The 24,173-nt window shown below is 69.9% G+C and carries 24 protein-coding genes and 1 riboswitch; of the genes, 9 read left to right on the top strand and 15 right to left on the bottom strand.

Translation table 11 applies throughout. The features are described 5' to 3' along the window. Window positions 1-140: 140 nt before the first annotated feature. The 8 genes from QZ814_RS12665 (at window position 141) to QZ814_RS12700 (ending at window position 8,103) form a co-directional block, all read left to right on the top strand. Window positions 141-1,178 (top strand): lytic murein transglycosylase, encoded by a 1,038-nt coding sequence (locus tag QZ814_RS12665; RefSeq protein ID WP_294332761.1) that lies wholly within the window; start codon window positions 141-143, stop codon window positions 1,176-1,178. Then, window positions 1,162-2,010: an SPOR domain-containing protein gene (locus tag QZ814_RS12670; RefSeq protein ID WP_294332762.1), complete on the top strand. Its 849-nt coding sequence runs from the start codon at window positions 1,162-1,164 to the stop codon at window positions 2,008-2,010. The genes QZ814_RS12665 and QZ814_RS12670 overlap by 17 nt, the downstream gene beginning before the upstream one ends. Before the next feature lie 30 nt (window positions 2,011-2,040). Continuing rightward, a complete protein-coding gene (locus tag QZ814_RS12675) occupies window positions 2,041-3,207 on the top strand; it encodes a D-alanyl-D-alanine carboxypeptidase family protein (protein WP_294332764.1) in 1,167 nt (388 codons plus the stop codon). A gap of 5 nt (window positions 3,208-3,212) precedes the next feature. Continuing rightward, on the top strand, window positions 3,213-4,196 hold the full coding sequence (locus QZ814_RS12680; protein ID WP_294332766.1) for an AAA family ATPase: 984 nt from the start codon (window positions 3,213-3,215) through the stop codon (window positions 4,194-4,196). Window positions 4,197-4,417: 221 nt separating this feature from the next. After that, on the top strand, window positions 4,418-5,923 hold the full coding sequence (metG, locus tag QZ814_RS12685) for a methionine--tRNA ligase (protein WP_294332768.1): 1,506 nt from the start codon (window positions 4,418-4,420) through the stop codon (window positions 5,921-5,923). After that, a complete protein-coding gene (locus QZ814_RS12690) occupies window positions 5,920-6,699 on the top strand; it encodes a TatD family hydrolase (protein ID WP_294332770.1) in 780 nt (259 codons plus the stop codon). Before metG ends, QZ814_RS12690 begins: the two co-directional genes overlap by 4 nt. A 19-nt stretch (window positions 6,700-6,718) precedes the next feature. Next, the gene (locus QZ814_RS12695) at window positions 6,719-7,492 is read left to right on the top strand and encodes an MBL fold metallo-hydrolase (protein ID WP_294332771.1); all 774 of its coding nucleotides are present in this window, start codon (window positions 6,719-6,721) and stop codon (window positions 7,490-7,492) included. Further along, on the top strand, window positions 7,489-8,103 hold the full coding sequence (locus QZ814_RS12700) for a TIGR02281 family clan AA aspartic protease (protein ID WP_294332773.1): 615 nt from the start codon (window positions 7,489-7,491) through the stop codon (window positions 8,101-8,103). The genes QZ814_RS12695 and QZ814_RS12700 overlap by 4 nt, the downstream gene beginning before the upstream one ends. Window positions 8,104-8,221: 118 nt before the next feature. Here QZ814_RS12700 and QZ814_RS12705 read toward each other — a convergent pair whose 3' ends face one another. Genes QZ814_RS12705 through cbiE form a run of 8 tightly spaced genes read right to left on the bottom strand, consistent with a single transcriptional unit; the run spans window position 8,222 to window position 14,255 of the window. Continuing rightward, window positions 8,222-8,632, bottom strand: coding sequence for a DUF1636 domain-containing protein (locus QZ814_RS12705; RefSeq protein ID WP_294332775.1), 411 nt, complete (start codon window positions 8,630-8,632; stop codon window positions 8,222-8,224). Between the two features lie 19 nt (window positions 8,633-8,651). Further along, a complete protein-coding gene (bluB, locus tag QZ814_RS12710; RefSeq protein WP_294332821.1) occupies window positions 8,652-9,293 on the bottom strand; it encodes a 5,6-dimethylbenzimidazole synthase in 642 nt (213 codons plus the stop codon). Beyond that, entirely contained in the window at window positions 9,290-9,892 is a 603-nt protein-coding gene (gene cobO / locus QZ814_RS12715; RefSeq protein ID WP_294332777.1) for a cob(I)yrinic acid a,c-diamide adenosyltransferase, read from the bottom strand. Before cobO ends, bluB begins: the two co-directional genes overlap by 4 nt. Further along, window positions 9,889-10,629 carry a precorrin-6A synthase (deacetylating) gene (gene cobF / locus QZ814_RS12720; protein ID WP_294332778.1) on the bottom strand — a complete coding sequence of 247 codons (741 nt, stop codon included), beginning with the start codon at window positions 10,627-10,629 and terminating at the stop codon, window positions 9,889-9,891. The genes cobO and cobF overlap by 4 nt, the downstream gene beginning before the upstream one ends. After that, complete coding sequence (locus QZ814_RS12725; protein WP_294332780.1) at window positions 10,626-11,936, bottom strand: cobyrinate a,c-diamide synthase; 1,311 nt, start codon at window positions 11,934-11,936, stop codon at window positions 10,626-10,628. Before QZ814_RS12725 ends, cobF begins: the two co-directional genes overlap by 4 nt. Next, window positions 11,933-12,718 (bottom strand): precorrin-4 C(11)-methyltransferase, encoded by a 786-nt coding sequence (gene cobM / locus QZ814_RS12730; protein WP_294332782.1) that lies wholly within the window; start codon window positions 12,716-12,718, stop codon window positions 11,933-11,935. The genes QZ814_RS12725 and cobM overlap by 4 nt, the downstream gene beginning before the upstream one ends. Beyond that, window positions 12,715-13,062, bottom strand: coding sequence for a cobalamin biosynthesis protein (locus QZ814_RS12735; protein ID WP_294332783.1), 348 nt, complete (start codon window positions 13,060-13,062; stop codon window positions 12,715-12,717). The genes cobM and QZ814_RS12735 overlap by 4 nt, the downstream gene beginning before the upstream one ends. After that, a complete protein-coding gene (cbiE, locus tag QZ814_RS12740) occupies window positions 13,059-14,255 on the bottom strand; it encodes a precorrin-6y C5,15-methyltransferase (decarboxylating) subunit CbiE (RefSeq protein WP_294332786.1) in 1,197 nt (398 codons plus the stop codon). Before cbiE ends, QZ814_RS12735 begins: the two co-directional genes overlap by 4 nt. Between cbiE and QZ814_RS12745 the strand changes: the two genes are divergently transcribed. After that, window positions 14,254-15,012: a cobalt-precorrin-6A reductase gene (locus tag QZ814_RS12745; RefSeq protein WP_294332788.1), complete on the top strand. Its 759-nt coding sequence runs from the start codon at window positions 14,254-14,256 to the stop codon at window positions 15,010-15,012. The genes cbiE and QZ814_RS12745 overlap by 2 nt on opposite strands. Here QZ814_RS12745 and cobJ read toward each other — a convergent pair. From cobJ to QZ814_RS12780, 7 genes are all read right to left on the bottom strand, one after another. Next, window positions 14,979-15,737: a precorrin-3B C(17)-methyltransferase gene (gene cobJ / locus QZ814_RS12750; RefSeq protein ID WP_294332790.1), complete on the bottom strand. Its 759-nt coding sequence runs from the start codon at window positions 15,735-15,737 to the stop codon at window positions 14,979-14,981. The two genes, QZ814_RS12745 and cobJ, sit on opposite strands and share 34 nt — an antisense overlap. After that, window positions 15,734-16,459, bottom strand: a complete 726-nt coding sequence (gene cobI / locus QZ814_RS12755; RefSeq protein ID WP_294332792.1) for a precorrin-2 C(20)-methyltransferase — start codon at window positions 16,457-16,459, stop codon at window positions 15,734-15,736. Before cobI ends, cobJ begins: the two co-directional genes overlap by 4 nt. Next, entirely contained in the window at window positions 16,456-17,085 is a 630-nt protein-coding gene (locus QZ814_RS12760) for a precorrin-8X methylmutase (protein WP_294332793.1), read from the bottom strand. The genes cobI and QZ814_RS12760 overlap by 4 nt, the downstream gene beginning before the upstream one ends. Further along, window positions 17,075-18,208, bottom strand: coding sequence for a cobalamin biosynthesis protein CobG (locus tag QZ814_RS12765; protein ID WP_294332795.1), 1,134 nt, complete (start codon window positions 18,206-18,208; stop codon window positions 17,075-17,077). The genes QZ814_RS12760 and QZ814_RS12765 overlap by 11 nt, the downstream gene beginning before the upstream one ends. After that, window positions 18,205-21,564, bottom strand: coding sequence for a cobaltochelatase subunit CobN (cobN, locus tag QZ814_RS12770; protein ID WP_294332797.1), 3,360 nt, complete (start codon window positions 21,562-21,564; stop codon window positions 18,205-18,207). The genes QZ814_RS12765 and cobN overlap by 4 nt, the downstream gene beginning before the upstream one ends. Before the next feature lie 13 nt (window positions 21,565-21,577). After that, complete coding sequence (cobW, locus tag QZ814_RS12775) at window positions 21,578-22,615, bottom strand: cobalamin biosynthesis protein CobW (RefSeq protein WP_294332800.1); 1,038 nt, start codon at window positions 22,613-22,615, stop codon at window positions 21,578-21,580. 184 nt (window positions 22,616-22,799) lie between these two features. Next, window positions 22,800-23,018: riboswitch (cobalamin riboswitch) on the bottom strand. An 18-nt stretch (window positions 23,019-23,036) separates the two neighbouring features. Next, window positions 23,037-24,059, bottom strand: a complete 1,023-nt coding sequence (locus tag QZ814_RS12780) for a HoxN/HupN/NixA family nickel/cobalt transporter (RefSeq protein WP_294332802.1) — start codon at window positions 24,057-24,059, stop codon at window positions 23,037-23,039. Window positions 24,060-24,173: the final 114 nt, after the last annotated feature.

Here is a 24,173-nt window from a genome sequence, read left to right on the forward strand (position 1 = left end):
TTCGCCCGAGCCAACCGCCTTGTCGAAGCCGCGGCGCCGTTGCCGATGTTTTCTGTTGGTCGACGCTGGTCAGCGCTTTCGTCGCGTTCGCTGCGGGGCAGCCCTTCCGATCGGCGCGGTGCTGTGCAACAGCGCGGGGCATGCCGCGTCTCTGTTTGTTTCCTGCAAGGGTTGCCGCCCTGCTCGTCGCCACCGCCGTTCCGTTTGCGCCTGCCGCGGCACAGGATGCGACGGGCTTCCAAGCCTATCTGCCGACGCTTTCGGCCCAGGCCGCGGCCGCCGGCGTAAGCCGGCGGACGATCGACGCGGTGATCCCGACCCTGGTGTACAATCCGCGCGTCGTGGAGCTCGACCGGCAGCAACCGGAGAGCAGCCCCAACGCGCCGGTGCCGCCCTTTGCGCCCTATCGCTTGCGCCATGTCGACGCCGATCGTATCGCCCGCGGCCGTGTCGCCTATCAGCGTGCCCGGGGTAGGCTGGCGGCCATCGAGCAGCAGACCGGCGTTCCCGAATCGATCATGGTGGCGATCTGGGGACACGAGACCAATTATGGGCGGGTGATGGGCGGCTTCGATCTGCCGCGCGCGCTCGCCAGCCTTGCCTATGAAGGCCGGCGCCGGGCGCTGTTCACCGACGAGTTCATCGCCACCCTCAAGATGATTGATCGCGGCGTGCCGCGCGAGAAGCTGGTCGGCAGCTGGGCGGGAGCATTCGGCGGACCGCAATTCCTGCCCAGCGTCTATCTCCGCCTCGCCCGTGACGGCGACGGCGACGGCATGGCCGACATCTGGACCAGCGATGCCGATACGCTCGCCTCGATCGGCGCCTATTTCGTCGACGCCGGCTGGCGCCGCGGGCAGCCTTGGGGCTTTGCCGTCTCGGTTCCCGCTACCCTCGATCGCCGACTGATCGCCAGCCGCACCACCAGCCCGCGCTGCTCGCGCGTGCACAGCCGCCAGAGCCAGTGGAAGACGATGGCGGAGTGGCGGGCGCTCGGCGTGGTGCCGCAGTCGCGGGCCTGGCCCGCCGACGACGTGCTGGCGACGCTGATCGAACCCGACGGGCAGGGCGCCACCGCCTATTTGCTGACCGGGAATTACCGGGTGATCCTCGACTATAATTGCTCGAATTTTTACGCTTTGTCGGTAGGCCTCTTGGCCGATGCAGTGGAACGCTAGACCTTTCGCGCTTGCCCTCGCGCTGTTTGCCGCAACGAACGCTCATGCGCAGGACGCCGATCCGGCCGCCTCGGCAAGTGGGCCGCACGGCACCTCGCAGCTCCAGCCCGGGGATGGCCGCTATGATGCGGTCGGCTATGCGGCCGTGCTGCGGTTCGGTGCCGCCGCTTTGGCGATCAGCCCCAATCTGCCGGTCGAAAGCTATGCCGAGGTGACCGCGCTCGACAGCGGCCGCACGATCCTGGTCCGCATTGCCGAGACGGCCGAGGCGCAGGGGGCGATCGCTGGGATCTCCGAAGGTGCGGCCAGCCAGCTCGGCGTTTCGGCCGATCGGCTGGTGGCGGTGCGGATCCGTGCCGTGCACCCCTCGACCGAGGACCAGGCCGCGCTGCGCAGCGCCGGTGCAGCACAGCCCCGCATCGATTCGCCGCCGGCCTTGCTGCGCGCGCTGCGCCTGCAGCTCCCGCCGACGACGATTGTTTCGAACGCTCCCTTGCCGCCGCCACCCTCGCCGCCGGTGCAACCCGATCCGATCGTCGACGTCATCCCGCATCCGGCCGCGAGCCCCGTCGCGGCGCCGAAGCCTCGGCTCGCTGCCAAGCCCACGCCCGCGAAGCCGGGCCAGGGCCGCTATCTGGTGCAAGTTGCCGCACTTTCTTCGTCGGAGCGCGCGACTGCGCTTGCCCAAAAGCTACAGGGCTTCGTAAAGGCAGGAGGCGGGCTCTACCGCGTCCAGCTCGGCCCCTTCGCCACGAAGGAGGCGGCCGAGCGGGCACGGGCAGGGGCCGTTCGGGCCGGGTTTGGAGATGCGCGCCTCGCTTCGGTCCGATAGGGGTTATTTTCGCGTTCTGGACCGATCATCATGAAGAAGCTCGCCGCCGTCTCGTTCCTGGCGCTCGCCATCGCCGCACCGCTGCAGGCCGCCGGCCCGGATTTCCCGACGCCCGCACCGATCGCCTATATGGAAGACATGTCTTCCGGCGCGGTGCTGTTCGCCAAGGACGCCGATCGCCGCATGCCGCCGGCCTCGATGGCGAAGATGATGACGGTCTATGTCGCATTCGACCTGATCAAGAAGGGCGAGCTCAAGCTCGACCAGAAGATCGAGGTGCGGCCCGAGACCTGGAAGAAGTGGCACTCGCAGGGCTCGACCATGTTCCTCGGCGTTGGCGAGCAGCCGACCGTGGCGGACCTGCTCAAGGGCATCGTCACGCTTTCGGGCAACGACGCCTGCGTCGTGCTGGCGGAAGGCATTGCCGGCACCGAGGAAGGCTTCGTCAACCTGATGAACGATCGGGCCAAGAAGATCGGCCTGACCAACAGCCATTTCGGCACGTCGAACGGCTGGCCCGATGAAGGCCGCACCTATGTGACTGCGCGCGACCTGGCGCACCTCGCGGCGGCCACGATCCGCGACTTCCCCGATCTCTACAAGTCCTTCTATTCGCTGCCGAGCTTCAAATGGGGCAAGACCCTGGGCGCCGGCGCGGACATCGAGCAGGGCAATCGCGACCCGCTGCTCGGCAAGGTGCCGGGTGCCGACGGCCTCAAGACCGGCCACACCGAAGAGGCGGGCTATGGCTTCACCGGCTCGGCCGAGCAGAATGGCCGCCGCCTGGTGATGGTGCTGGCCGGGGTCAACAGCTACAGCGCCCGCGCCGACGAGTCCGTGCGCTTCATGCGCTGGGGCTTCGCCGCGTGGAGCACCAAGCCGGTGGTCAAGAAGGACCGCACCGTCGGCACGGTCGACGTGCAGGGCGGCACCGCCAACAAGGTCGCCGTGGTCGCACCGCGCGACCTCAACATCACGCTGCCCTCGGGCCTGAGCCCGAAGCTCGCTGGCAAGATCGTCTATCAGGGCCCGGTCAAGGCCGGCTTCCACAAGGGCGACCATATCGCCGACCTGATCATCGAAGGCGAAGGCATGCCGCAACAGGTGCTGCCGCTGGTCGCTGCCGACGACGTCGGCCAGGCCGGGTTCTTCGGCCGCGCCTGGGCCGGGCTGATGTCGCTGCTCCACCTGGCCTGATCCAATTGACCTCGGCCCTGATCGGCAACCAACCGGCGCGTGACGCGCTCGCCGCTGCCATGGCGAGCGGCGCGTTGCACCATGCCTGGCTGATCGCCGGGCCGGAGGGCGTGGGGAAGGGCGCCTTTGCCCGCATCGCCGCCGCGCGGATGCTGGCGGAGGCGTCCGAGCCCGATCGGCTGGTGCCCGGCTGGGACGTGCCGGAGACGACCCGCACCGCCAGCCTGCTCGCGGCGGGCAGCCATCCGGACTTCAAGATCCTCGCGCGGCTGCCCAAGGATGCGGACAAGCCCGATGAGGCGCTCGCCCGCTCGATCACCATCGCGCAGGTACGCAGCCTCCAGCCGCTGTTCGCGACCAAGCCGTCGCTGAGCCCGCGCCGGGTGGTCCTGATCGACGCGATCGACGATCTCGAGCGCGCCGGTGCCAATGCGCTGCTCAAGAACCTCGAGGAGCCGCCGGCAGGGACGATCTTCCTGCTGGTGAGCCATGCGCCGGGGCGGCTGCTGCCGACCATCCGCTCGCGCTGCCGGCTGCTCCGCTTCGAGCCGCTGAGCGATGCGGAGACGACCACCGTCCTCCGCCGCCAGATCCCGGAAGCCAGCGAGATCGAGATCGCCGCGCTCGGGGAGGCGGCAGAAGGCTCGCCGGGTCGGGCGATGCGCTTCGCCGGGCTCGACCTGTCCGCGCTGGAGGCGGACATGGCGCAGCTCGCCGAGCACGGCGATCCGGACAATGCCTTGCGCACCCGGCTCGGCCGCCAGCTCGGCGCAAAGGCCGCCCAGCCGCGCTACGAAGCCTTTCTGGAGCGCACGCCGAGCTTCATCGCCGGGCGCGCCAAGCGGCTGGAGGGAGAGGCACTGCGCTCCGCCCTCGACGCCTATGCCGCCGCACGCGAGCTTGCCGGCGCGGCGCTGGGCCTGTCGCTGGATGCTACCGCCACGGTGTTCGAAATGAGCGGCATCCTCGCCCGGCTCGCCCGGCGCTGAAGAATGGCAACCGCTTTTGGCCAAAGAACCCCGTCATCCCCGCGGAGGCGGGGATCCACTCGCGCTGCAGGTGCGGCTCTTTCCCCAGGCGTCCAGGCCAATGGATTCCCGCCTTCGCGGGAATGACAATGGGGTGTCGGGGGGGGCAGCATCCCCTTTGACCCTTCGAGCGTCGACCGTACAGGTTGCCCGTTGCTGCGCCGCATCCTAAAGCGGCGGGCATGGCTGACCCCTTCTACATCACCACCGCGATCCACTATCCCAACGGCAAGCCGCATATCGGCCATGCCTATGAGATGATCGCCGCCGACGCGATCGCCCGCTTCCAGCGCCAGCAGGGTCGCGACGTGTTCTTCCAGACCGGCACCGACGAGCATGGCCTCAAGATGGTGCAGACCGCGCGCGCCCGCGACATGACAGCGCGCGAGCTTGCCGATGAAATGTCGAACCATTTCCGCGTGATGGCGGATAAACTAGACATTTCGTGCGATCGTTTCATCCGCACCTCCGAGGCCGATCACTACCGCGCCAGCCAGGCGATCTGGGAAAAGATGGCAGCCAAGGGCGACCTGTATCTCGATCGCTACGAGGGCTGGTACTCGGTCCGCGACGAAGCCTTCTACGAGGAGAAGGAACTGCAGGAGGGGGAAGGGGGCCAGAAGCTCTCGCCCCAGGGCACGCCGGTGGAATGGACCAAGGAGGAGACCTGGTTCTTCCGCCTGTCCAACTACCAGCAGCCGCTGCTCGATTTCTACGCGGCCAACCCCGACTTCATCCGCCCGGAGTCGCGCCGCAATGAGGTGCTGCGCTTCGTCGAGGGCGGGCTCGTCGATCTCTCGGTCAGCCGCACCAGCTTCGACTGGGGCGTGCCGGTCCCGGGCTCGCCCGGCCATGTGATGTATGTGTGGGTCGACGCGCTGACCAACTATCTGACCGGCGCCGGCTTCCCCGACGATGCCGAACGGCTGGCACGCTACTGGCCGGCCGATCTGCACCTGATCGGCAAGGACATCGTCCGCTTCCACACCGTCTATTGGCCGGCCTTCCTGATGTCCGCGGACATCGCGCTGCCGAAACAGGTGTTCGGCCACGGCTTCCTGCTCAACCGCGGGGAAAAGATGTCCAAGTCGGTCGGCAATGTCGTCGATCCGATGGCACTGGCCGAAACCTACGGCGTCGACGCGCTGCGCTATTTCCTGCTGCGCGACGTCAGCTTCGGCCATGACGGCACGTTCAGCGACGAGGCGATCGTCACGCGCGCCAATGCCGATCTGTCGAACAGCTTCGGCAATCTGGCGCAGCGCACGCTGAGCTTCATCGCCAAGAATTGCGAAGGCGCGGTCCAGGCCGGTCGCGCCGACGAGGCCGATGCGGCACTGCTGGCGGAAGTCGACACCGCCTGCGCCGCCTTCACCCGTGCCTTCCAGGATCTGGCGCTGAGCCAGGGCGTTGAGGCCTGGATGACCGGCGTGTTCGCCTGCAACCAGTATATCGACGCGCAGGCCCCCTGGACGCTCCGTAAGACCGATCCCGAGCGAATGCACGCGGTGCTCGGCACGCTGCTCAAGGCGATCCGTCGCCTGGTCGTCACCATCGAACCGGTCGTGCCGACCTCGGCTGCCAAGCTGCTCGCGCAGCTCGGTCCCGAAGGCGATGCGGCCTTCAAGATCGCAGCCCCGACTCCCATCTTTCCGCGACTTGAACTGCAAACTTCCGAGGACGCATGAAGCTCGCCGACAGCCATTGCCATCTGATCTACAAGGGGCTCGGCGAGCAGCAACCCGAGGTGCTAGCGCGTGCCCGCGAGGCAGGCGTGGTGGCGATGCTCAACATCTCGACGCGCGAGAACGAGTGGGACCAGGTGATCGCCGTCGCCGAGCGCGAGGCCGATGTGTGGGCGAGTGTTGGCATCCACCCGCACGAGGCGGATACGCACCCTCATGTCGATACCGCCAAGCTGGTCGAGCGCGCGCAGCATCCGCGCGTCGTCGGTATCGGCGAGAGCGGGCTCGACTATTATTACGACCATAGCGACCGCGACCGCCAGCGGGCGAGCTTCCGCGCCCATCTCGCGGCTGCACGCGAGACCCAGTTGCCGATCATCGTCCACACCCGCGAAGCCGAGGAGGACACGGCGGAAATCCTGCGCGAGGAAATGGGGAAGGGGGCCTTCCCCGGCGTGATCCACTGCTTCACCGCGAGCAAGGCCTTTGGCGAAATCGCGCTGGAACTCGGTTTCTACATATCGATTTCCGGTATCGTGACGTTCAAGAACGCCAGGGATCTGCAGGAAACCGCCGCCGCGCTGCCGCTCGATCGGCTGCTGATCGAAACCGATGCACCGTTCCTCGCGCCGGTGCCGCACCGGGGCAGGACGGGCGAGCCTGCCTTCGTCGCGGACACCTGCCGCTTCCTCGCCCAGCTGCGCGGCGAGGATCCGGAGATGCTGGCGGAGGCAACCCGCGCCAATTTCCACAAGCTCTTCGCCAAGACATGGGCGTGACCGGGCAGGGGAGCCGCCCATGCTGAGCATCCGGATCCTCGGATCGGGCACCTCTTCCGGCGTTCCCCGCATCGGCCCCGATTGGGGCGCGTGTGACCCCGCGGAACCTCGCAATCGCCGCACCCGCGCCTCGGTGCTGGTCCGCAGCGACATCACGACGATCTTGGTCGATACCAGCCCGGACATGCGCGAGCAGTTGATCGCGGCCGGGATGTCGGATGTCGATGCCGTCCTCTGGACGCACGACCATGCCGATCATTGCCACGGAATCGACGATCTCCGCCAGGTGATGCACGCCCGCAGCGGTGATCCGGTGCGCGGTCTGGCGCGACCGTTCACCTTCGAACAGCTTGGCAAGCGTTTTCCATACATCTTCGAAGGACGTGGAACATTCTACCCGCCCGTGGTGGCGCTGGAGGCGATGCCGGATCGCTTCATCATCGGTGACATCACGGTCCATATAGCCGATCAGCCGCATGGCGGCATCACCTCCGCCGGCCTACGGTTCGAACACGGCGGCAACAGTATCGGCTATGCCACGGATTTCCATGAAATGACGCCTGCGATGCGGGCGCTCTACACCGGCCTGGACATCTGGGTGGTCGACGCACTTCGCCGCGCGCCACACCCGACGCATCCGGACCTGGCCTCGGTGCTCGGCTGGATCGAGGAACTCCGCCCGGGGCGTTCAGCGCTGGTCCATATGGATCATTCCATGGATTATGCGACCCTCGTCTCCGAACTGCCCACCGGCGTCGAGCCAGGCTATGACGGGCTGGAGCTGCACGCGTGAACGGTTTCCAAGGTGTCAACCTGGTATGGATGATCGGTGCGCTGGTGCTGGTCGTCAGCGCGCTGTCGGTACGCCGGATCGGCTTCGGGCTCTTGGTGCGGACCGTGCTCGCCTGGGCGGCGATCATATTGCTGGTGCTGCTGGCCGTTGGTCATCGCTACGAGCTGGCAGCGGCATGGTCCTCGCTGAACGCCGGGCTTGGCCTGGAAGACCAGCGTGTCGAGGGCGGCACGGTCCGCATCCGGATGAGCCCGGACGGCCATTTCTGGGCACTGGTGCGTCTGAACGGGATCGAGCGCCCCATGCTGATCGACAGCGGCGCGACCATCACGGCCATCTCCGAACAGACTGCCGGCAAATCCAAGGTGCAGGCCTCGGACGGACTGCCGGCGATCATCGAGACGGCCAATGGCAACGTCGCAGCGCATCGCGGCCGGATCGAGACGCTGGCGCTCGGGCCGCTGAAGATGCACGACCTCGGTGTCGTGGTTTCGCCGAACTTCGGCGACCTGGACGTGCTGGGAATGAACTTCCTGTCACGGCTGCACAGCTGGCGCGTCGAGGGAAATGTGCTGGTGCTGGAGCCTAAGGCGCCAACGTCGCCCGAGTGAGGGACGCGAGATCGCGAAACGCGAAACCATCGCCGCAGCTTTACATAATGTATATTATCGACATTTGGCCACGGTGCGCAGGCTACGCCCTTTCGTGGCCCGGCGCCTGTCCGTGCGGTTACCCCTCGACCAGCTGACCGGCTGGCGGCACGCGGACGATGAAATGCCCCTTCACGCCTTGCGGCCACTGGCCAAAGGGCACGCGGCCATGCTCGCTGGCGGCGTAATGGACGGCATAGTCGAGGATCGCCTGCGCGGCGTCCGCATCCGGCGTGAAGCGGCCGAGGACATAGCCGACCTTGCCCGGCGCGCGCAGATGCACCGCGCAATGCTCGTTGCACGCGAACAGGCACGGCATCTGCTGGATGGCAATGCCCGCATAGCGCGGCTCCGCATCGCGGCACGCGGAGAGCGCCTCGACCAGCAGCGCGCCGCCGCGCCGCCCTTGCCCGTCCTCGCGGACCTCGGCGGAGAAGCGGCACGTGTTGCATACGACGATCGCAGGGCCGTCTTCGACCGGGGTCAGCATCGGGAAGTCTCCTTGGAAATCAACGGTAGAACAGCCGTTCAGCAAGCGCCTCGCGTGCCTGCCAGCCACGGCGTTCGAGTTCGGGAATGTCGGACGGTTCGGCGGGATAGCCGAGGCACAGCAGCCCGATCAGCGTCCAGTCCGGCGGCACGGCCAGCAGCGGGACTATCGCCGCGGGTTCGAGGATCGACACCCAGCCGAGCCCGATCCCGCGCACACGCGCCGCAAGCCACAGCGTGTGGATCGCGGTGACGCAGGAATAGCGGAGCATCTCGGGCATGGTGGCAATGCCGAGGCCGTGGCCCGCCTCGGGCCGCTCGTCGCAGAAGACCGCGAGCAGCTCGGGCGCCGCGCGGATGCCGTGGAGCTTGAGCGCGCGATAGGCCTGTGCCGCCTCCCCCACATAGCGGTCGGCAGCCTGCGCATTGGCCGCGTCAACATGGGCTGCGATCGCAGCGCGACACTCAGCCGAGCGCACGCGAACGATCCGCCAAGGCTGCGCATTGCCGACCGACGGCGCCAGCATCGCGGTTTCCAGCACTGCCGCGAGATCCACCTCGGCGATCGGGCGATCGGCGAAATGGCGGACATCCCGGCGCCAGCGCAGCAGCATGTCAAACTGCGCCTGAAAACCGGCATCGAAGACGGGCGGCGCGCTCAGAACTCGATCCCCTTCTGCGCCTTCACACCCGATCGGAACGGGTGCTTGACCTGGGTCATCTCGGTGACCAGATCGGCCGCCTCGATCAGTGCGTCGGGCGCGTTGCGGCCGGTGGCGATGACATGCTGCATCGGCGGGCGGGCGGCGAAGATCGCCAGCACTTCGTCCAGCGGCAGATAGTCGTAGCGCAGCACGATGTTGAGCTCGTCGGCCAGCACCATGTCGTAGGACGGATCGGCGATCATCCGCTTCACCTCCTCCCAGGCGGTGCGGGTGACGGCGATGTCGCGGGCGCGGTCCTGCGTGTCCCAGGTGAAGCCCTCCCCCATCGGCTTGAACTCGACCTGCTCGGGGAAGGCATCGAACACCGCCTTCTCGCCGGTCAGCATCGCGCCCTTGATGAACTGGACCACGCCCACCTTCATCCCGTGCCCGATCGCGCGGACGACCATGCCCATCGCGGCGCTGCTCTTGCCCTTGCCCTTGCCGGTATGGACGATGAGCAGCCCCTTCTCCTCGGTCTTGGTCTCCATCATCGTGGCGCGGGCGGCCTGGATCTTGCGCATCTTCTCGGCATGCGCGGCGTCGTCGCGGGTCATTGCGGGTCCTTTCGAAGCAGGTAGACGTCCATGATCCAGCCGTGGCGGGCGCGGAGCGCGGCGCGGGTGGCGACGATGCGCGGCCCCGCCTCGACCAGCGGCCCTCGATCGAGCGCCTGCTGGGGCATGCCGAGATATGCGCCCCACCAGATGGAGAGCCCGGCAGGGTCGAGTGCCTCGAAGGCGCAGCCGCCGTCGAGCATCACCACAAGCGTCTCGGCACCGACAGGCCAGCCCTGCGCGCGGAGCCGCCGGCCGGTGGTGATCGTCACCGGGCCCGCGAGCGGGTTGAGCGGGATGGCGTGGGCGGCGGTGAGCGCCTGGATGCTGGTGATGCCGGGGACGACCCGCACGCCCATGTCCGGCAATCGGGTGGCGATCCGCAGCGTGCTGTCGTAGAGTGAAGGATCGCCCCAGACGAGCAGTGCGACGGCACCACCGCCGGGGAGATGTGCATCGATCGTCGCGCGCCAGGTGGCGGCGATGGCGTCGTGCCAGGCGTGCACCGCGTGCAGATAGTCGCCCTCCCCCGCCCGCACCGGCATATCGAATTCGGCGATCGGAACATCCTGGGTGAGCACCGCCGCGCAGATCGTCCGGCGCAGATCGGCCAGATCGACGGCATTCTCCTTCCTCGGCACCAGGATGAGGTCGGCGCCGTTCAGCGCGCGGATTGCCTCCCCGGTCAGATGCTCGGGATTGCCGGTGCCGATGCCGATCAGGTGCAGCTGGATCATACCGCGGCCGCGATCAGGTGGAAGAAGCTGCCGGTCACCCGCCCGCGAACCGATCCGGTCTCGGCAACGGCACTGCCCTCGGCATCGGTCACTGCGGCGAGCGGTGCGTCGGTCTGGGAGACGATCGTCGCGTAGTGGAACTCGTGCCCGGCCAGTTCGGCACCAGCCGGAATGCCCGCGATCGGCGTCGCCAGCGTCGCGCGGCGATAGCCGAGATGCATGCGGCGCTGGGCGTGGCTGGTGACGAGGCCGAGCAGCCCCGCCATCCGGTGCGTCTCCCCGCTCTTGTCGACCAGCGCCTCGCCCAGCACCATATAGCCGCCGCACTCGCCGTGCACCGGGCGGGTTTCGGCATGGCGGCGCAAGCCTGCGAGGAACGTGCCGGCCGCGGCGATCGTGCCGGCATGCAGCTCGGGATAGCCGCCCGGCAGCCAGACCAGCTCCGCGCCCGCATCCGGCGCCGCGTCCGCCAGCGGGGAGAAGGGCAGGATCTCGGCACCCACCTGCCGCCAGCCTTCGAGCAGATGGGGGTAGAGGAAGGAGAAAGCGGCGTCCTGCGCGATGGCGATGCGCTGCGCCGGCGGTGCGGGGAGACGGCCGCCGCCATTAGCCAAGGGATTGCCGACCGCGGCAAGGCGGAGCGCGGCGAGATCGACATGGGCGCGCACGAACGCCGCATAGTCGGCGATCCGCTGGTCGAGATCGGGATGCTCGACTGCCTGGACAAGCCCGAGATGCCGTTCGGGCAGCACCAGGTCCGCGCGGCGCGGCAAGGCGCCGAGCACCGGGATCCCCGCCGCTTCCATGCCGGCGCGCACCAGCCTTTCATGGCGGGGACTGGCCACCCGGTTGAGGATCACGCCCGCGAACGGCAGCGCCGGGTCCAGCCGGGCGAAACCGAGCGCGGTTGCCGCCGCAGACTGCGCCTGTCCCGAGACGTCGACGACCAGCACTACCGGCCAGCCCTTGCGCCGCGCGAGATCGGCGGTGGCACCGGTACCCGCCGCGCCGGCCGAGGCGACGCCGTCGAACAACCCCATCGACCCCTCTGCCAGGATCAGATCGGCCCCCTGCCCGCGCCTCGTGATCGCCTCGAGCAGCCCCTCGTTCATCGCCCAGCTGTCGAGGTTGAACGAGGGGCGCCCGCAGGCCGCGCGGTGGAACGCCGGATCGATATAGTCCGGGCCGTTCTTGAACGGCTGCACGGCCACGCCGTCCTCTGCCAACGCGCGCAGCAGGCCGAGCATCACGGTGGTCTTGCCGGTTCCCGAGGCGGGCGCGGCGATGATCAGCCCGGGCGGGATCATTCGGCGGACTCTGCAAAGCGCGAGCCGGCACTTTGCGGACGGAAGCGGCGGTCATAGCCGGGGGCGTAGAGGCTGCTCTCGCCGAAATGCTCGGCACCGAGGACCCGGCCGACGAGGATCAGCGCGGTCCGCTCCATGCTGCCCGCGACCGCCGCTTCGATGGTGCCGAGCGTGGCGCGGACGATGCGTTCGTCGGGCCAGCTCGCCCGCCACACCACCGCGACCGGACAATCGGCGCCGTACGCCGGCAACAGATCGGCGACGACCGTCGCAAGGTTGTGGATCGACAGGTGGATCGCCAGCGTCGCGCCGCTGGCGGCGAAGGTGGTCAGGCTTTCCCGCTCCGGCATGCGGCTGGCGCGGCCGGGGGTGCGGGTCAGCACCAGCGACTGGCCGAGCTCGGGCAGCGTCAGCTCCGCCTCCAGCGCCGCCGCCGCCGCCGCGAAGGCGGGCACACCCGGCGTGACGGTGAACGGGATATCGAGCGCGCGCAACCGCCGCAGCTGCTCGCCCATCGCCGACCAGACCGAGAGATCGCCCGAATGCAGCCGCGCGACATCCTGACCCGCAGCATGCGCCGTCACGATCTCGGCGAGGATCGCATCGAGGTCCATCGGCGCGGTGTTCACGATGCGGGCGCCGGGCGGGCAATGCGCGAGGATCGCCTCCGGGATCAGCGAGCCGGCATAGAGGCAGACCGGGCTCGCGGCGATCAGGTCGCGACCGCGCAGGGTCAGCAGGTCGGGCGCGCCGGGGCCGGCGCCGATGAAATGGACGGTCATGCTTGGGGTCCTTCGGCGATGGCGCAGGTGGCCATCCGATCGGGGGAAATGCAGCGCGCGACGAGGAGCCGGGCGCCCGGTCCAGCCGCAGCCAGGGCGGCGGCTTCGGCGACGCTGCCGGTGCCGCGCGCGGCCAGGCTGGCCACCGAGCGCGTGGGAGTGACGATCGCGCCCAGCTCAGGGGTCGCGATCGTCCGCAGCCCGAGCCCGCCGAGCAGCGGCAGCTTGTCCGGCACGCTCGCGACGTGGGTGACGCCCGGCGCACCGGCCTGCGCCAGGGCGAGTGCCGCGCGCAGCGAGTCGAGAGTCGCGCCAGAGCGATAGCCGAAGCCGGCAACGATCATCGCACGACGCTCCACTGCACCACCGGATAGCGCGCCTTCCAGCCGTGCCGGTTGCCGAGCGGCACCGCGTCGGCCAGTTCGATGCGCAGCAGACTGCCGCCGACGCGGCACTGCCATTGCGCGAGCAGGGCCTCGGACTCGAGCGTCACCGCGTTGGCGACGAGCCGGGCGCCGGCGGGCAACCGCGCCCAAAGCGCCTCCAGCAGTGCCTTCGAAAGCCCGCCGCCGACAAACACGGCGTCGGGCGCGCCTTCCGGCAGCAGGTCCGGCGCGCGCCCCGTGTGCACCTCCAGCCGATCCGCACCGAGCGTGGCGGCATTGGTACGGGCACGATCGGCGCGTGCCGGATCAGCCTCGATCGCCACGGCGCGGTTGGCGGGATGGGCAAGCAGCCACTCGATTCCGATCGACCCCGAGCCCGCGCCAATGTCCCACAGCAACTCCCCGGGGCGCGGCGCCAGCGCCGACAGAGTAAGCGCGCGGACGGGCTGCTTGGTCAGCTGACCATCGGAGGCGAACCACGCATCCGCACGGCCGCTGCTGGCGGGCAGCACCTGCCCCTCGCCCCGAACCTCGACCCCGACCGCCACCGGGTGGGCGACGTCCTGCAGCCCATAGACACCAGCCTCGATGTGGCGAACGCGCTCGCGCGCCCCCCCCAGGGCTTCGAGAACGTGCAGCATCGAGCGGCCGAAGCCCGTCTCGACCAGATACCGGGCCAGGTCCGCGGCGGCGGCACCGTCGCGCACCAGCACCAGCAGCCGCTGCCCGGGGGCAAGATGCGGGCGCAGACGCGAAAGCGGCGCGGCATGCAGCCCGAGGCACAGCGTCTCCTCCAACGCCCAGCCGAGCCGCGCGGCTGCCAGCCCAAAGCTGGAAGGTGCGGGATGCGCAATCCATTCGTCGGAAGCCAGGTGCCGCGTCACGCTGGTGCCCGCACCGAACCAGAACGGATCCCCCGACACGAGCAGCACCACGCGTCGCCCCCGCTCGGCCAGTAGCAGCGGGATGCCCTCGGCAAAGGGCACTGGCCATTCCACCGCTTCGCACCTAAGCCCCGGCAACAGCGCAAGGTGGCGGCGTGCGCCCATCACCCGCTCGGCCGCATCGAGTGCCGCGCGGGCGGCGACGGACAGTCCGTCGGCACCGTCTTCACCGATCCCGAGGATCGTCAACCAGGGGGAGTCAGCCATGCCGAACGTCCTGCTGCTCGGCGGCACCACCGAAGCGAGCGCGCTGGCGCGGCTGCTGGCGGCGCGCGGCATACCGGCGACGCTCAGCTACGCGGGCCGCACCGAAAACCCCCGTCCCCAGCCGGTCTCCGTGCGGGTCGGCGGCTTTGGCGGGATCGAGGGGCTCGCCGCCTATCTGCGGGAACACCGGATCACCCATCTGGTGGACGCCACCCATCCCTTTGCCGCGACGATGAGCGGCAATGCGGTCGCGGCGGCCGCCCTGGCAGGCGTGCCACTGCTCGCCCTCACTCGCGCCGCCTGGATGCCCAGGCCGGACGACCGCTGGCAGCACGTCGCCGATATCGAGGCTGCCGTCGATGCGCTCGCAGGCCCGGCCCGACGCATCCTGCTGGCGCTCGGGCGGGTGCACGTCGAGGCCTTCGCGGCGCAACCCCAGCACCGCTATGTCCTGCGCTTCGTGGATATGCCCGCCATACCGCCGGCGCTCCCGGATCACCATCTCGTCGTCGATCGCGGGCCCTTCACGCCCGAGGGTGACCGGGCGCTGATGGAAGCGCACAGCATCGACCTGGTCGTCTGCAAGAACGCCGGTGGCAGCGGGGCCGAGGCCAAGCTGATCGCCGCGCGCGCGCTGGGCGTGCCGGTCCTGATGATCGACCGGCCGATACTGCCGCCCCGCGAGGAGGTGACCGATCCGCAGGCCGTGCTCGACTGGCTGGATCATGCGCCCGTCTCCGCGAAGCGCGGGGTGTAGAGGATCGGGCGGCCCGCACGCGGGATCAGCCGCGTCGTGCTGGATCCGAGGATCACCATCGTCCGCATGTCGGCCATCTCGGGCCGCGCCTCGCCGAGCGGCACGATGCGCAACGCTTCCTCCGGCGTGGACACGGCGCGGGCGAACAGGATCGGGCGCGCCGGGCCGCAGCATTCGAGCAACAGCGCCAGCACTCGGGCAAAGCCCTCCGGCCGCATCTTGGAGCGCGGATTGTAGAAGGCCATGGCGAAATCGGCCTCGGCCGCGAGGCGCAGGCGCTTCTCGATCAGCGCCCAGGGCTTGAGATTGTCGGATAGGTTGATCGCGCAGAAATCATGGCCGAGCGGCGCCCCTGCCCGGGCGCTCGCCGCCAGCATGGCGGTGATGCCGGGGAGAACACGGATGTCGAGGTCGCGCCAGGCGACAGGCCCCGCCTCCAGCGCCTCGAACACCGCCGCCGCCATCGCGAACACCCCCGGATCGCCCGAAGAGACGACGACGACGCGCCGCCCCCGCGCCGCCAGATCCAGTGCCAGCGCGGCGCGATCCAGCTCGACGCGATTGTCCGAGGCATGCAGGGTCAGGCCCTCGCGCGGCGCGATGCGTGCCACATAGGGGATATAGCCGATCACGTCGGTTGCCTCGGCCAGCGCCTGGCTGACCTCGGGCGTGACCAGGGCCTCGTCGCCGGGTCCCAACCCGGCAATGGCGAGCCAGCCGCTCACGGCCGCCGCCCCCGGCCGTGGATCAGGAGGATCGAGAAATAGGGGGTGACGCTCGTCGCGTCCGCCAGCGGCGTTACCCGCTGCTCGGGCATGGCGGCGTGTTCGACGAGCCAGGCTTCGCCCTCGCGGCCCGCTTCGGCCACCGCGCGGCGGAGCTTGGCGAGGTTGCGGCCGATCTTCATCACCACCAGCGCATCGGTGTCGCGGATGCGGCGGACCAGTTCTTCTTGCGGCAGCGTCGCCATCGCGATGGTGAGGACGTCGTCGCCCCAGGTGATCGGCTGGCCGGTGGCGTTCCACGCCCCTGCCATGCCGGTGATCCCCGGAACCACGGCCACCGGCACCTGCCCCGACAGCCGCGAATGCAAGTGCATAAACGAGCCGTAGAAGAACGGGTCCCCCTCGCACAGCACCACCACGTCTTCGCCGGCACGGGCCAGCGCCAGCAGGCGTTCGGTGCAGTCCGCGTAGAAAGCGGAAAGGCAGGCATTGTAGCGCGGATCGCTGACCGGGATTTCGGTGGTCACCGGATATTCCATCGGCAGCTCGACGGCATCGGCGCGCAGCATCCCCTCGGCGATGCGTCGCGCCTGTCCCGGGCGGCCCGCCTTGCGGAAATAGGCGACATGGGCAGCGCCGCGCACCAAGCGATCGGCCCGGACGCTGAGCAAATCGGGCGCGCCGGGGCCGAGGCCGACGCCGTGGATCGTCCCCATGCTCATTCGGCGCGGCTCGCCAGTGCGTTTACCGCAGCGACCGTGATCGCGCTGCCGCCCAGCCGCCCCTCGACGATGCAGCACGGCACCGGCGGTGCCGCCCACAGTGCCGCCTTCGACTCCATCGCGCCGACGAACCCCACCGGGCAGCCGATGATCGCCGCCGGGCGCGGGCAATGCGGATCCTCCAGCATGTTGAGCAGGTGGAACAGCGCGGTCGGCGCATTGCCGATCGCGACCAGCGCGCCGGCAAGGTGCGGGCGCCAGCGCTCCAGCGCGGCGGCGGAGCGCGTATTCGCCATTGCCTGCGCCAGTGCCGGCACCTGCGGATCGTGCAGGGTGCACAGGACCGGATTGTTGGCCGGCAAGCGCGCCCGCGTGATCCCTTCGGATACCATGCGGGCATCGCAAAGGATCGGCGCACCGTCCGCCAATGCGCCGCGCGCCACCTGCGCGAACCCGGGCGAAAAGCGAATATGCCGCGCCAGCTCCACCATCCCGGCGGCATGGATCATGCGGACCGCCACCGGCTCCTCCTCCGCGAAGAAGCGGGCGAGATCGGCTTCGGCGCGGATCGTTGCGAAGGACTGGCGATAGATGGCGGCGCCATCGGTTTCGTAGCTATGCGGCATCTGTGGATCCGAAGAGGGAAAGCAGCGCGTCTGCGCTGAGCCCGGCATGCAGCGCGGGCGCATCGGCGCGGGCATCGAAGGCAAGGTCGTAGCGGCGGTCGCGGCCGGTGACGGTCACCTCGCTCGGCAGGGCACGCGCGCAGCCCTTGGCGCAGCCCGACACGTGCAGCCGGCCCGACACCCAGGGTGCGAGCCGGCGCGCCAGATCGCGCGTCTCCACCTGCCCTTGCGGACAGGCCGGCGCGCCGACACAGGCATCGGTCCGCAGTAGCGGACTGGCAGGATCGGCGATCAACGCCGGGTCGGTCGGCAGCACGTCTTCGACGAGCAGCGAACGCCATGGCGTCACGCGTACGGCGGAAAAGGGATGATCGAGCAGGCGCGCGATGGCGCCGGCATCGATCTGACCAAATGCCAACCCCACGACGCCGCCCAAAGGATGCCCCCCGGGACGCATCGACGGTGCGGCGGCTGCAGGCACCCGGTCCCCGGCGGCGAATGCCGGGAGCGCCTCGGCGTGCCGCCGCATCCGCCCCACAGCGACACCACCACTGGCCACGAACCACTGCGCGAGCGCCACCAGGGCTTCGGCTTCCCGGCCATGTTCCACCGGGGCACCGCGCGCGCGCCCGTCGGCACGCAGGAGCACCTCGCCGGCACGCCCCCGCTCGATGCGGAAATCCCCCGGCGCGTCGGCGAGCAGCGGCGCGGGGCCAGCGTCGATCACGAAGCCCATCTTGCCCGGCAGCGCCGGCAGGTCGCCGAGCCGCGCCAGCATGTCGGTGGCGATGCGGTGCGTGTCGTCGCCCGGCAGCCATTCGGGGGCAACCAGCAGGGTACGGCGCTTCTCCGCCTCGGGATCGGCATCGACCAGATCGAGCGCGATCAGCCGCTCCAGCAGCGCCGGCCAACCGGCTTCGGAAACGCCGCGCAGTTGCAGATTGGCGCGGCTGGTCAGATCGATCAGGCCGTTCCCATAGGCGGCAGCCGCCTCCCCCAATGCGGCGAGCTGCGCGCGCGTCAGCCGGCCGAGCCGCGGCTTCACCCGCACCAGCAGGCCGTCGCCCGCGACCATCGGCCGCCAGGCATCGGGGCACCAGCCACGGATCGCGAACCCGGTCATGCGGTGCCTCCCAGAGCGGCGAGGATCGAGTTGCGCCGCGTCGCCCACAGCCCTGCCGCGTGCAGCGCCTCGAAGCGCGCCTCCATCGCCGCGAGTGCCGCCGAGTTGGCCGCGGCGAGGAAGGCCCGCACCTCGGGCTGGCCCAGCGTCGCGTCATGATACAGGTCGAACAGCTGCGGCGGCACCGCGCCCGCCAGATGGGCGAAGGCCCCGAGATGGTCGAGCGTCGCCGCGATCTCGGCCGCGCCGCGGAAACCGTGCCGCATCATCCCCGCAATCCAGCCGGGATTGGCCGCACGCGCGCGTACCACGCGGGCAAGCTCCTCGGTCAGCGGCCGGGCGACGGCCCGCGCAGGATCGCGGGCATCGAGATGGTAGAGTGCCGCCTCCCCGCCTGCCAGCGCCTTGGCGGCGGCGAAACCCGCTTCGTGCGCGGCATAGTCGGCAGCGAGAAGCAGGTCGGTCTCGGCGAGGTCCTGGAGATGGACGAAGGCGTCGGCGGCAGCCACGCGGGCGCGAATACCCTCCGCATCGGCTTGCGCCTCGCGGCCATCAAAAGCGTGGTCGGACGCGGCCAGCCAGGCCTCCCCCGCCGCCTGCCGCGCCGCGTCCGTATAGGTCTCGGCTGCGGCGCCCATGCCGAGGCCGTAGCTGCCGGGCTGTGGCCCATAGACACGAGCGCCCGGCGCCTGCCTAGCGAAAGGGTTCCAGTCGGCCGGCTCGTCCCGTGCCGCCAGTGCACGCACCGCCTGGCCGAACAGCTGCGGCAGGGTCGGGAAGGCATCGCGGAACAGGCCGGATATCCGTAGCGTCACATCGATGCGCGGGCGGTCGAGCATGGCGAGCGGCAGGATCTCGACGCCGGTCACCCGCTCCGAGGCGCTGTCCCAGATGGGCGCCGCGCCGAGCAGATGCAGCGCCATCGCGAATTCCTCGCCGGCGGTGCGCATCGTCGCCGATCCCCACAGATCGACCACCAGCCCCTTGGGATAGTCGCCCTGGTCCTGGAGGTGGCGGCGGATCAGTTCGTCGGCCAGCACGATGCCCTGCGCATGGGCCGCGCGCGACGGCACCGCGCGCGGATCGATGGTGTAGAGGTTGCGCCCCGTCGGCAGCACGTCGCTGCGTCCGCGGAACGGCGAGCCGGACGGCCCCGCCGGCACGCGCCTGCCCGCCAGCCCGGCAAGCAGCCCCTCCCGCTCTGCCGCCCCGCACGCGCCGCGCCCGAAGACGTGGAGGCCGTCGCCGAACTGGCCCTCCTTCACGTCGCAGACGAAGCGATCGATGCGCGTGATCACCTCGGCGGTGCTGGTAGCCGTATCGAGCCCCAGTTCCGCCTCGAGCCCCACCGCGCGCGCCTCGTCGCGGATCGCCGCCTGGAGCCGGTCGCGGCGGGCGGGATCGAGGCCGACGGCATTGGAAAACTCGTCGAGCAGCGCCTCGATCCGGCCGAGCCCGGCGCCGGTACCGGCCGTCTTCAAGGGCGGCGGCAGATGGCCGATGGTGACCGCACCGGTCCGTCGCTTGGCCTGGGCCGCTTCGCCCGGATCGTTGACGATGAACGGGTAGAGGATCGGCAGGCCGCCGGTCAGCGCCTCGGGCCAGCAGCGATCGGAGAGCGCCACCGCCTTGCCGGGCAGCCACTCCAGCGTGCCATGGGCGCCGATATGGACGAGCGCGTCGACCGCCTGCGCCCGCAGCCAGAGGTAGAAGGCGACATAGGCGTGGCGCGGCACCCGGGCGGTATCGTGATAGCTGTCTTCCCGCGTGGCGGGATCGCCCCGCTCGGGCTGGAGCGCGATCACCAGGCGACCCGCGCGGATTGCCGGGAAGTGGAAGCTGTCGTCCTGGGCCAGCGCATCCGCCACGGGCGCGCCCCAGGCCGCGTCCAGATCGCGGCACAGCGCTTCCGGCAGGCTGCCGAGCGCCTGTCGATACTCCGCCAGCGACCAGCAACACCGGGCCGTTTGCAGCCGGCCAGCAAGATCCGTCACCGTCTCGCCCAGATCGGCGGCGATGGCTTCGGCGGAGGCCAGCGCATCCAGCCCGACGGCATGGGCGAGCTGCCAGTCCTTGCCCGGATAGGTCGAGAGGACGAGCGCGACCTGCTGCTCGGCGCGTGGCTTCGCGGCGAGCGCGATCCAGCCGGCGACGCGATCGACGATGGCGGCGATGCGCGCGGGCTCGGGCTGGTGGACGGTGCGCGCAAAGCCCAGCGCCGCGTCGCGCGCCTCAGCCTGCTTGAAGCTGGCGACGCCCGCGAAGATACGGCCGTCAATTTCCGGCAGCACGACGTGCATCGCAAGATCGGCCGGCGACAGGCCGCGATCCGAACCGGCCCAGGCATCGCGCGAGGCGGTTGCGAGCGCGAGCTGGAACACCGGCGCGCCAGCGGCGTCGAGCGGCGAGTGCCCGGCGTCGTCGCGGGCGGAAAAGGCGGTGGCATTGACGATCGCGGCGGGGGCGAGGTCGCGGACCCAGGCCTCCACCTGTGCGCGGGCATCGGGCGCCTTGAGCGAGGGCACGAAGATCGACAGCGTGTCGAAGCCCTTGCGCTCGAACGCTTCATGGAGCGCTTTGAACGGATCGATGTCGCGGGCGGCGAGATAGGAACGATAGAAGACGATCACCACCAGCGGGCGGCCGGTGCGGGTCCAGCCCTGCCATTCTGCATCCCCACTCCCACCGTCATCCCCGCGGAGGCGGGGATCCATTTGCCAGGACGCGGGAGGCAGGGTCCGATAGGTTCCCACCAATGGGTCCCCGCCTCCGCGGGGATGACGGGTGTAGGGTAGGAACGCGCCATGTTCCGGATGCCACAGACCGAAGCTGGGGAGCGGGGTGTAGAGGGCAGCGGCGTCACCGCCGATCCCCGCCGCCCTCGCCAGCACCCCCAGCGCCGCCCGTGCCGCCTCGGCACCGCCGGCGTCGCATAGCTCGGCAAGCGCCCGCAGCACCGGTGCCGCCACCGTCGACGCCGCATCGAGCCGCGCATCCGGTCGGCCATCCGCGGGCAGCACCGCGAGCGCGATCCCCCGCGCGCGTGCCAGCGCCTCCACCTGCTGGAGGCCATAGCTCCAATAGGGCATGCCGCCGATCAGCCGGATCAATATGCCCTTGGCGCCGGACAGCGTCCGCTCGACATAGGTGTCGACCGACAGCGGGTGCGTCAGCGCCGCCAGGTCGGCCAGCCTCAGCGACGGCAGCACATCCCTGCCGACCTGCCACGCCGCCGCGAACGCACCGAGGTCGCTGTCGGAGAAGGACAGCACCACCAGGTCCGCGGGCGCCTGCCCGAGGTCCTGGGGCACGGCGTTCTCCTCGAGCCCGTGCGTTTCGCGGAACAGGACGTGCATTGCGCGCGCTGCCTCAGCCGTTCAGCACCGCGCGGAAAGCGTCGGGGTTCACATCGTCATGCTCGGCGATCGCGACCAGCGCGGTGCCGCGGGGTTCGCCCGGGCGCCAGGGCCGGTCATACTGGTGTCGCACGCGGCTCCCCACCGCCTGGACCAGCAGCCGCATGGGCTTGCCGGCCACGGCCGCATAGCCCTTGACCCGCAGCACCTTGTGCTCGCGCGCCAGCTGCTCGATCCGGGCGACCAGATCGGCCGGATCGGCGATCTCGCCGAAGGTCACGACGGTGCTGTCGAAATCCTCATGCTCGTGGTCGTCGGCGCCGTCATGGTGCGAGGGCCGCGCGGCGAGGTCGTCCTCGGCGGCGGCGCCCAACCCCAGGATCACGCGCGGGTCGATCGCACCTTCGCGGATCTCCACGACCGGCACCGGGCGCGGCGCCTCGGCGGCGATGACCGCGCGGGCGGCGGCAACGCCCTCGGGACCCGCAAGATCGACCTTGGTGAGCAGCACCATGTCGGCGCAGGCGAGCTGGTCCTCGAACACTTCGGCGAGCGGCGTCTCATGGTCGATGCCCGGATCGGCCGCGCGCTGCGCCTCCAGCGCGACGAGGTCGGGGGCGAACCGGCCCTCGGCGACGGCTTCGGCATCGGCCAGCGCCAGCACGCCGTCGACGGTGATGCGACTGCGGATCGCTGGCCAGTCGAACGCCTTTAGCAGCGGCTTGGGCAGCGCGAGGCCCGAGGTCTCGATCAGGACATGGTCGGGGCGCGGATCGAGCGCCAGCAGCCGCTCGACCGTGGGGATGAAGTCGTCGGCGACCGTGCAGCAAATGCAGCCATTGGCCAGCTCGACGATGTTCTCCGCCGGGCAATCGGGGATCACGCAGGACTTGAGGATCTCGCCGTCGACGCCCAGCGTGCCGAACTCGTTAACGACCACCGCGAGGCGGCGCCCCCCGGCGTTCTGGATCAGGTGGCGGATCAGCGTGGTCTTGCCGGCGCCGAGAAAGCCGGTGACGATGGTGACGGGGACCTTGGCAAGGTCGGTCATGGTATCTTCCCCCCGCGCCGGAGCGAACGAGGCGGGGGCTTGCCGGACAAGCGTCCAGCCGGCGCGCGACGACGGGCGGGCGCGAAGGACGCCCGACACCGCGCGACCGTGCAGCCCCAGCCGCACAGCTTCGTCGCTCGAACGGAAGCAGATACCGTGCCGCGGCCATCCCCTGGACCAAGGCAAGAGCGACCGTTGCGCCGGCAGGTCTCCTGGCTTGCGGGTCACGGCACGCTGCACGCCTTCCCAGGCCGCATCGGCCCAGTGGCTGCCCCTCAGGCGGGGCCAGTGCATCGCGCTATCCGCTCACAGTTGCAGGGACAGCCGCGGATTTGGGGGAGGCCCCCGCACCACATTCCCGATTAAGCCCGTTCTACCGGGCACCGGCGCGATCTTCGAAGGCAAGCCTTCGCCCTTCGCTCTAGCCGCGCACCTCGATCTCGTCCAGTCTCTGCCAGCGATAGATGGCGAAGCTGACCAGCCAGCAGGCGACGAACAGGCCGATGATCGCGAAGCCGAGGCCGTTGAAATGGGCGCCCAGATCCGCCGCAAGGCCGAAGGCGCCGCCCGACCAGCCCATCTTGTCGCCGATCAGCGCCAGCGTTTCGATCCCGCCGATCACGATCGCGACGAGCGCCGAGATCAGCGTAATCGTGACGTTGTAGTAAAGCTTGCGGATCGGCTTCACGAACGCCCATTGATAGGCGCCCAGCATCACCACGCCGTCGAGGGTGTCGACCAGCGCCATGCCCGCCGCGAACAGCGCCGGCAGCACCAGCAGCGTGCCGAGCGAGACGCCATGGGCCGCCTGCCCCGCCGACATGCCGAGGATCGCCACCTCGGTGGCGGTATCGAAGCCGAGGCCGAACAGGAAGCCGAGCGGCGCCATGTGCCAGCTCCTGCTCACCAGCCGGAACATCGGCCCGAACAGCTTCGACAGCGGCCCGCGCGCGGTGAGCAGCAGGTTCAGGTCGTCCTCGACATAGGCGCCGCCGGCGCGGACGTGCTGGAAGGTCTTCCATACCGACCGCAGGATGATCAGGTTCATGCCCGCGATGGCGAACAGGAACAGCGCCGACACGCAGGTCGCGACCACGCCGCCCAGTTCCTTGAGCGCCCCCATCCCGGCCAGCGCGCTGGTGGTGAGCGCGATGCCGGTAGAGGCGATGGCGATGATCCCGGAATGGCCGATCGCGAACCATAGCCCGGTGGTGATCGGCCGCTGGCCGTCGTTCATCAGCTTGCGGGTAACGTTGTCGATCGCCGCGATGTGATCGGCGTCGACGGCATGACGCAGGCCCAGCCCCCAGGCGAGCAGCGCGGTGCCGAGCATCAGCGGCTGGGCGTGGAACAGGGCCAGAGCCCAGCCCCAGGCGGCGAGATTGGCGGCGATCAGCCCGGCAAACAGCAAGGCGATGCGGACACGCAAGGCGAGGATGGACAAGCAACGGCACTCCGGCGTCGGGCGACCTGGCAGGGGCCCACCGCGAGCGGCCGGCCACACGCCCCGGCCGGACGCTTCCCAAGCGACCGGGCCACGCGACCACGAGCGGCCCCC

The organism is uncultured Sphingomonas sp. (assembly GCF_913777625.1).
GTDB lineage: Bacteria > Pseudomonadota > Alphaproteobacteria > Sphingomonadales > Sphingomonadaceae > Sphingomonas.

Excerpts from the sequence above, each read along its gene's own strand:
- QZ814_RS12670 (WP_294332762.1), top strand. The coding sequence starts at position 1,162 with ATGCAGTGGAACGCTAGACCTTTCGCGCTTGCCCTCGCGCTGTTTGCC.
- QZ814_RS12735 (WP_294332783.1), bottom strand. The coding sequence starts at position 13,062 with ATGATCGTTGCCGGCTTCGGCTATCGCTCTGGCGCGACTCTCGACTCG.
- QZ814_RS12760 (WP_294332793.1), bottom strand. The coding sequence starts at position 17,085 with ATGCCGCATAGCTACGAAACCGATGGCGCCGCCATCTATCGCCAGTCC.
- QZ814_RS12675 (WP_294332764.1), top strand. The coding sequence starts at position 2,041 with ATGAAGAAGCTCGCCGCCGTCTCGTTCCTGGCGCTCGCCATCGCCGCA.
- QZ814_RS12705 (WP_294332775.1), bottom strand. The coding sequence starts at position 8,632 with ATGCTGACCCCGGTCGAAGACGGCCCTGCGATCGTCGTATGCAACACG.
- metG (WP_294332768.1), top strand. The coding sequence starts at position 4,418 with ATGGCTGACCCCTTCTACATCACCACCGCGATCCACTATCCCAACGGC.
- cbiE (WP_294332786.1), bottom strand. The coding sequence starts at position 14,255 with ATGGCTGACTCCCCCTGGTTGACGATCCTCGGGATCGGTGAAGACGGT.
- cobI (WP_294332792.1), bottom strand. The coding sequence starts at position 16,459 with ATGAGCATGGGGACGATCCACGGCGTCGGCCTCGGCCCCGGCGCGCCC.
- QZ814_RS12745 (WP_294332788.1), top strand. The coding sequence starts at position 14,254 with ATGCCGAACGTCCTGCTGCTCGGCGGCACCACCGAAGCGAGCGCGCTG.
- cobF (WP_294332778.1), bottom strand. The coding sequence starts at position 10,629 with ATGATCCAGCTGCACCTGATCGGCATCGGCACCGGCAATCCCGAGCAT.
- QZ814_RS12725 (WP_294332780.1), bottom strand. The coding sequence starts at position 11,936 with ATGATCCCGCCCGGGCTGATCATCGCCGCGCCCGCCTCGGGAACCGGC.
- cobM (WP_294332782.1), bottom strand. The coding sequence starts at position 12,718 with ATGACCGTCCATTTCATCGGCGCCGGCCCCGGCGCGCCCGACCTGCTG.
- QZ814_RS12695 (WP_294332771.1), top strand. The coding sequence starts at position 6,719 with ATGCTGAGCATCCGGATCCTCGGATCGGGCACCTCTTCCGGCGTTCCC.
- cobN (WP_294332797.1), bottom strand. The coding sequence starts at position 21,564 with ATGCACGTCCTGTTCCGCGAAACGCACGGGCTCGAGGAGAACGCCGTG.
- cobO (WP_294332777.1), bottom strand. The coding sequence starts at position 9,892 with ATGACCCGCGACGACGCCGCGCATGCCGAGAAGATGCGCAAGATCCAG.
- QZ814_RS12665 (WP_294332761.1), top strand. The coding sequence starts at position 141 with ATGCCGCGTCTCTGTTTGTTTCCTGCAAGGGTTGCCGCCCTGCTCGTC.
- QZ814_RS12765 (WP_294332795.1), bottom strand. The coding sequence starts at position 18,208 with ATGACCGGGTTCGCGATCCGTGGCTGGTGCCCCGATGCCTGGCGGCCG.
- QZ814_RS12690 (WP_294332770.1), top strand. The coding sequence starts at position 5,920 with ATGAAGCTCGCCGACAGCCATTGCCATCTGATCTACAAGGGGCTCGGC.
- cobW (WP_294332800.1), bottom strand. The coding sequence starts at position 22,615 with ATGACCGACCTTGCCAAGGTCCCCGTCACCATCGTCACCGGCTTTCTC.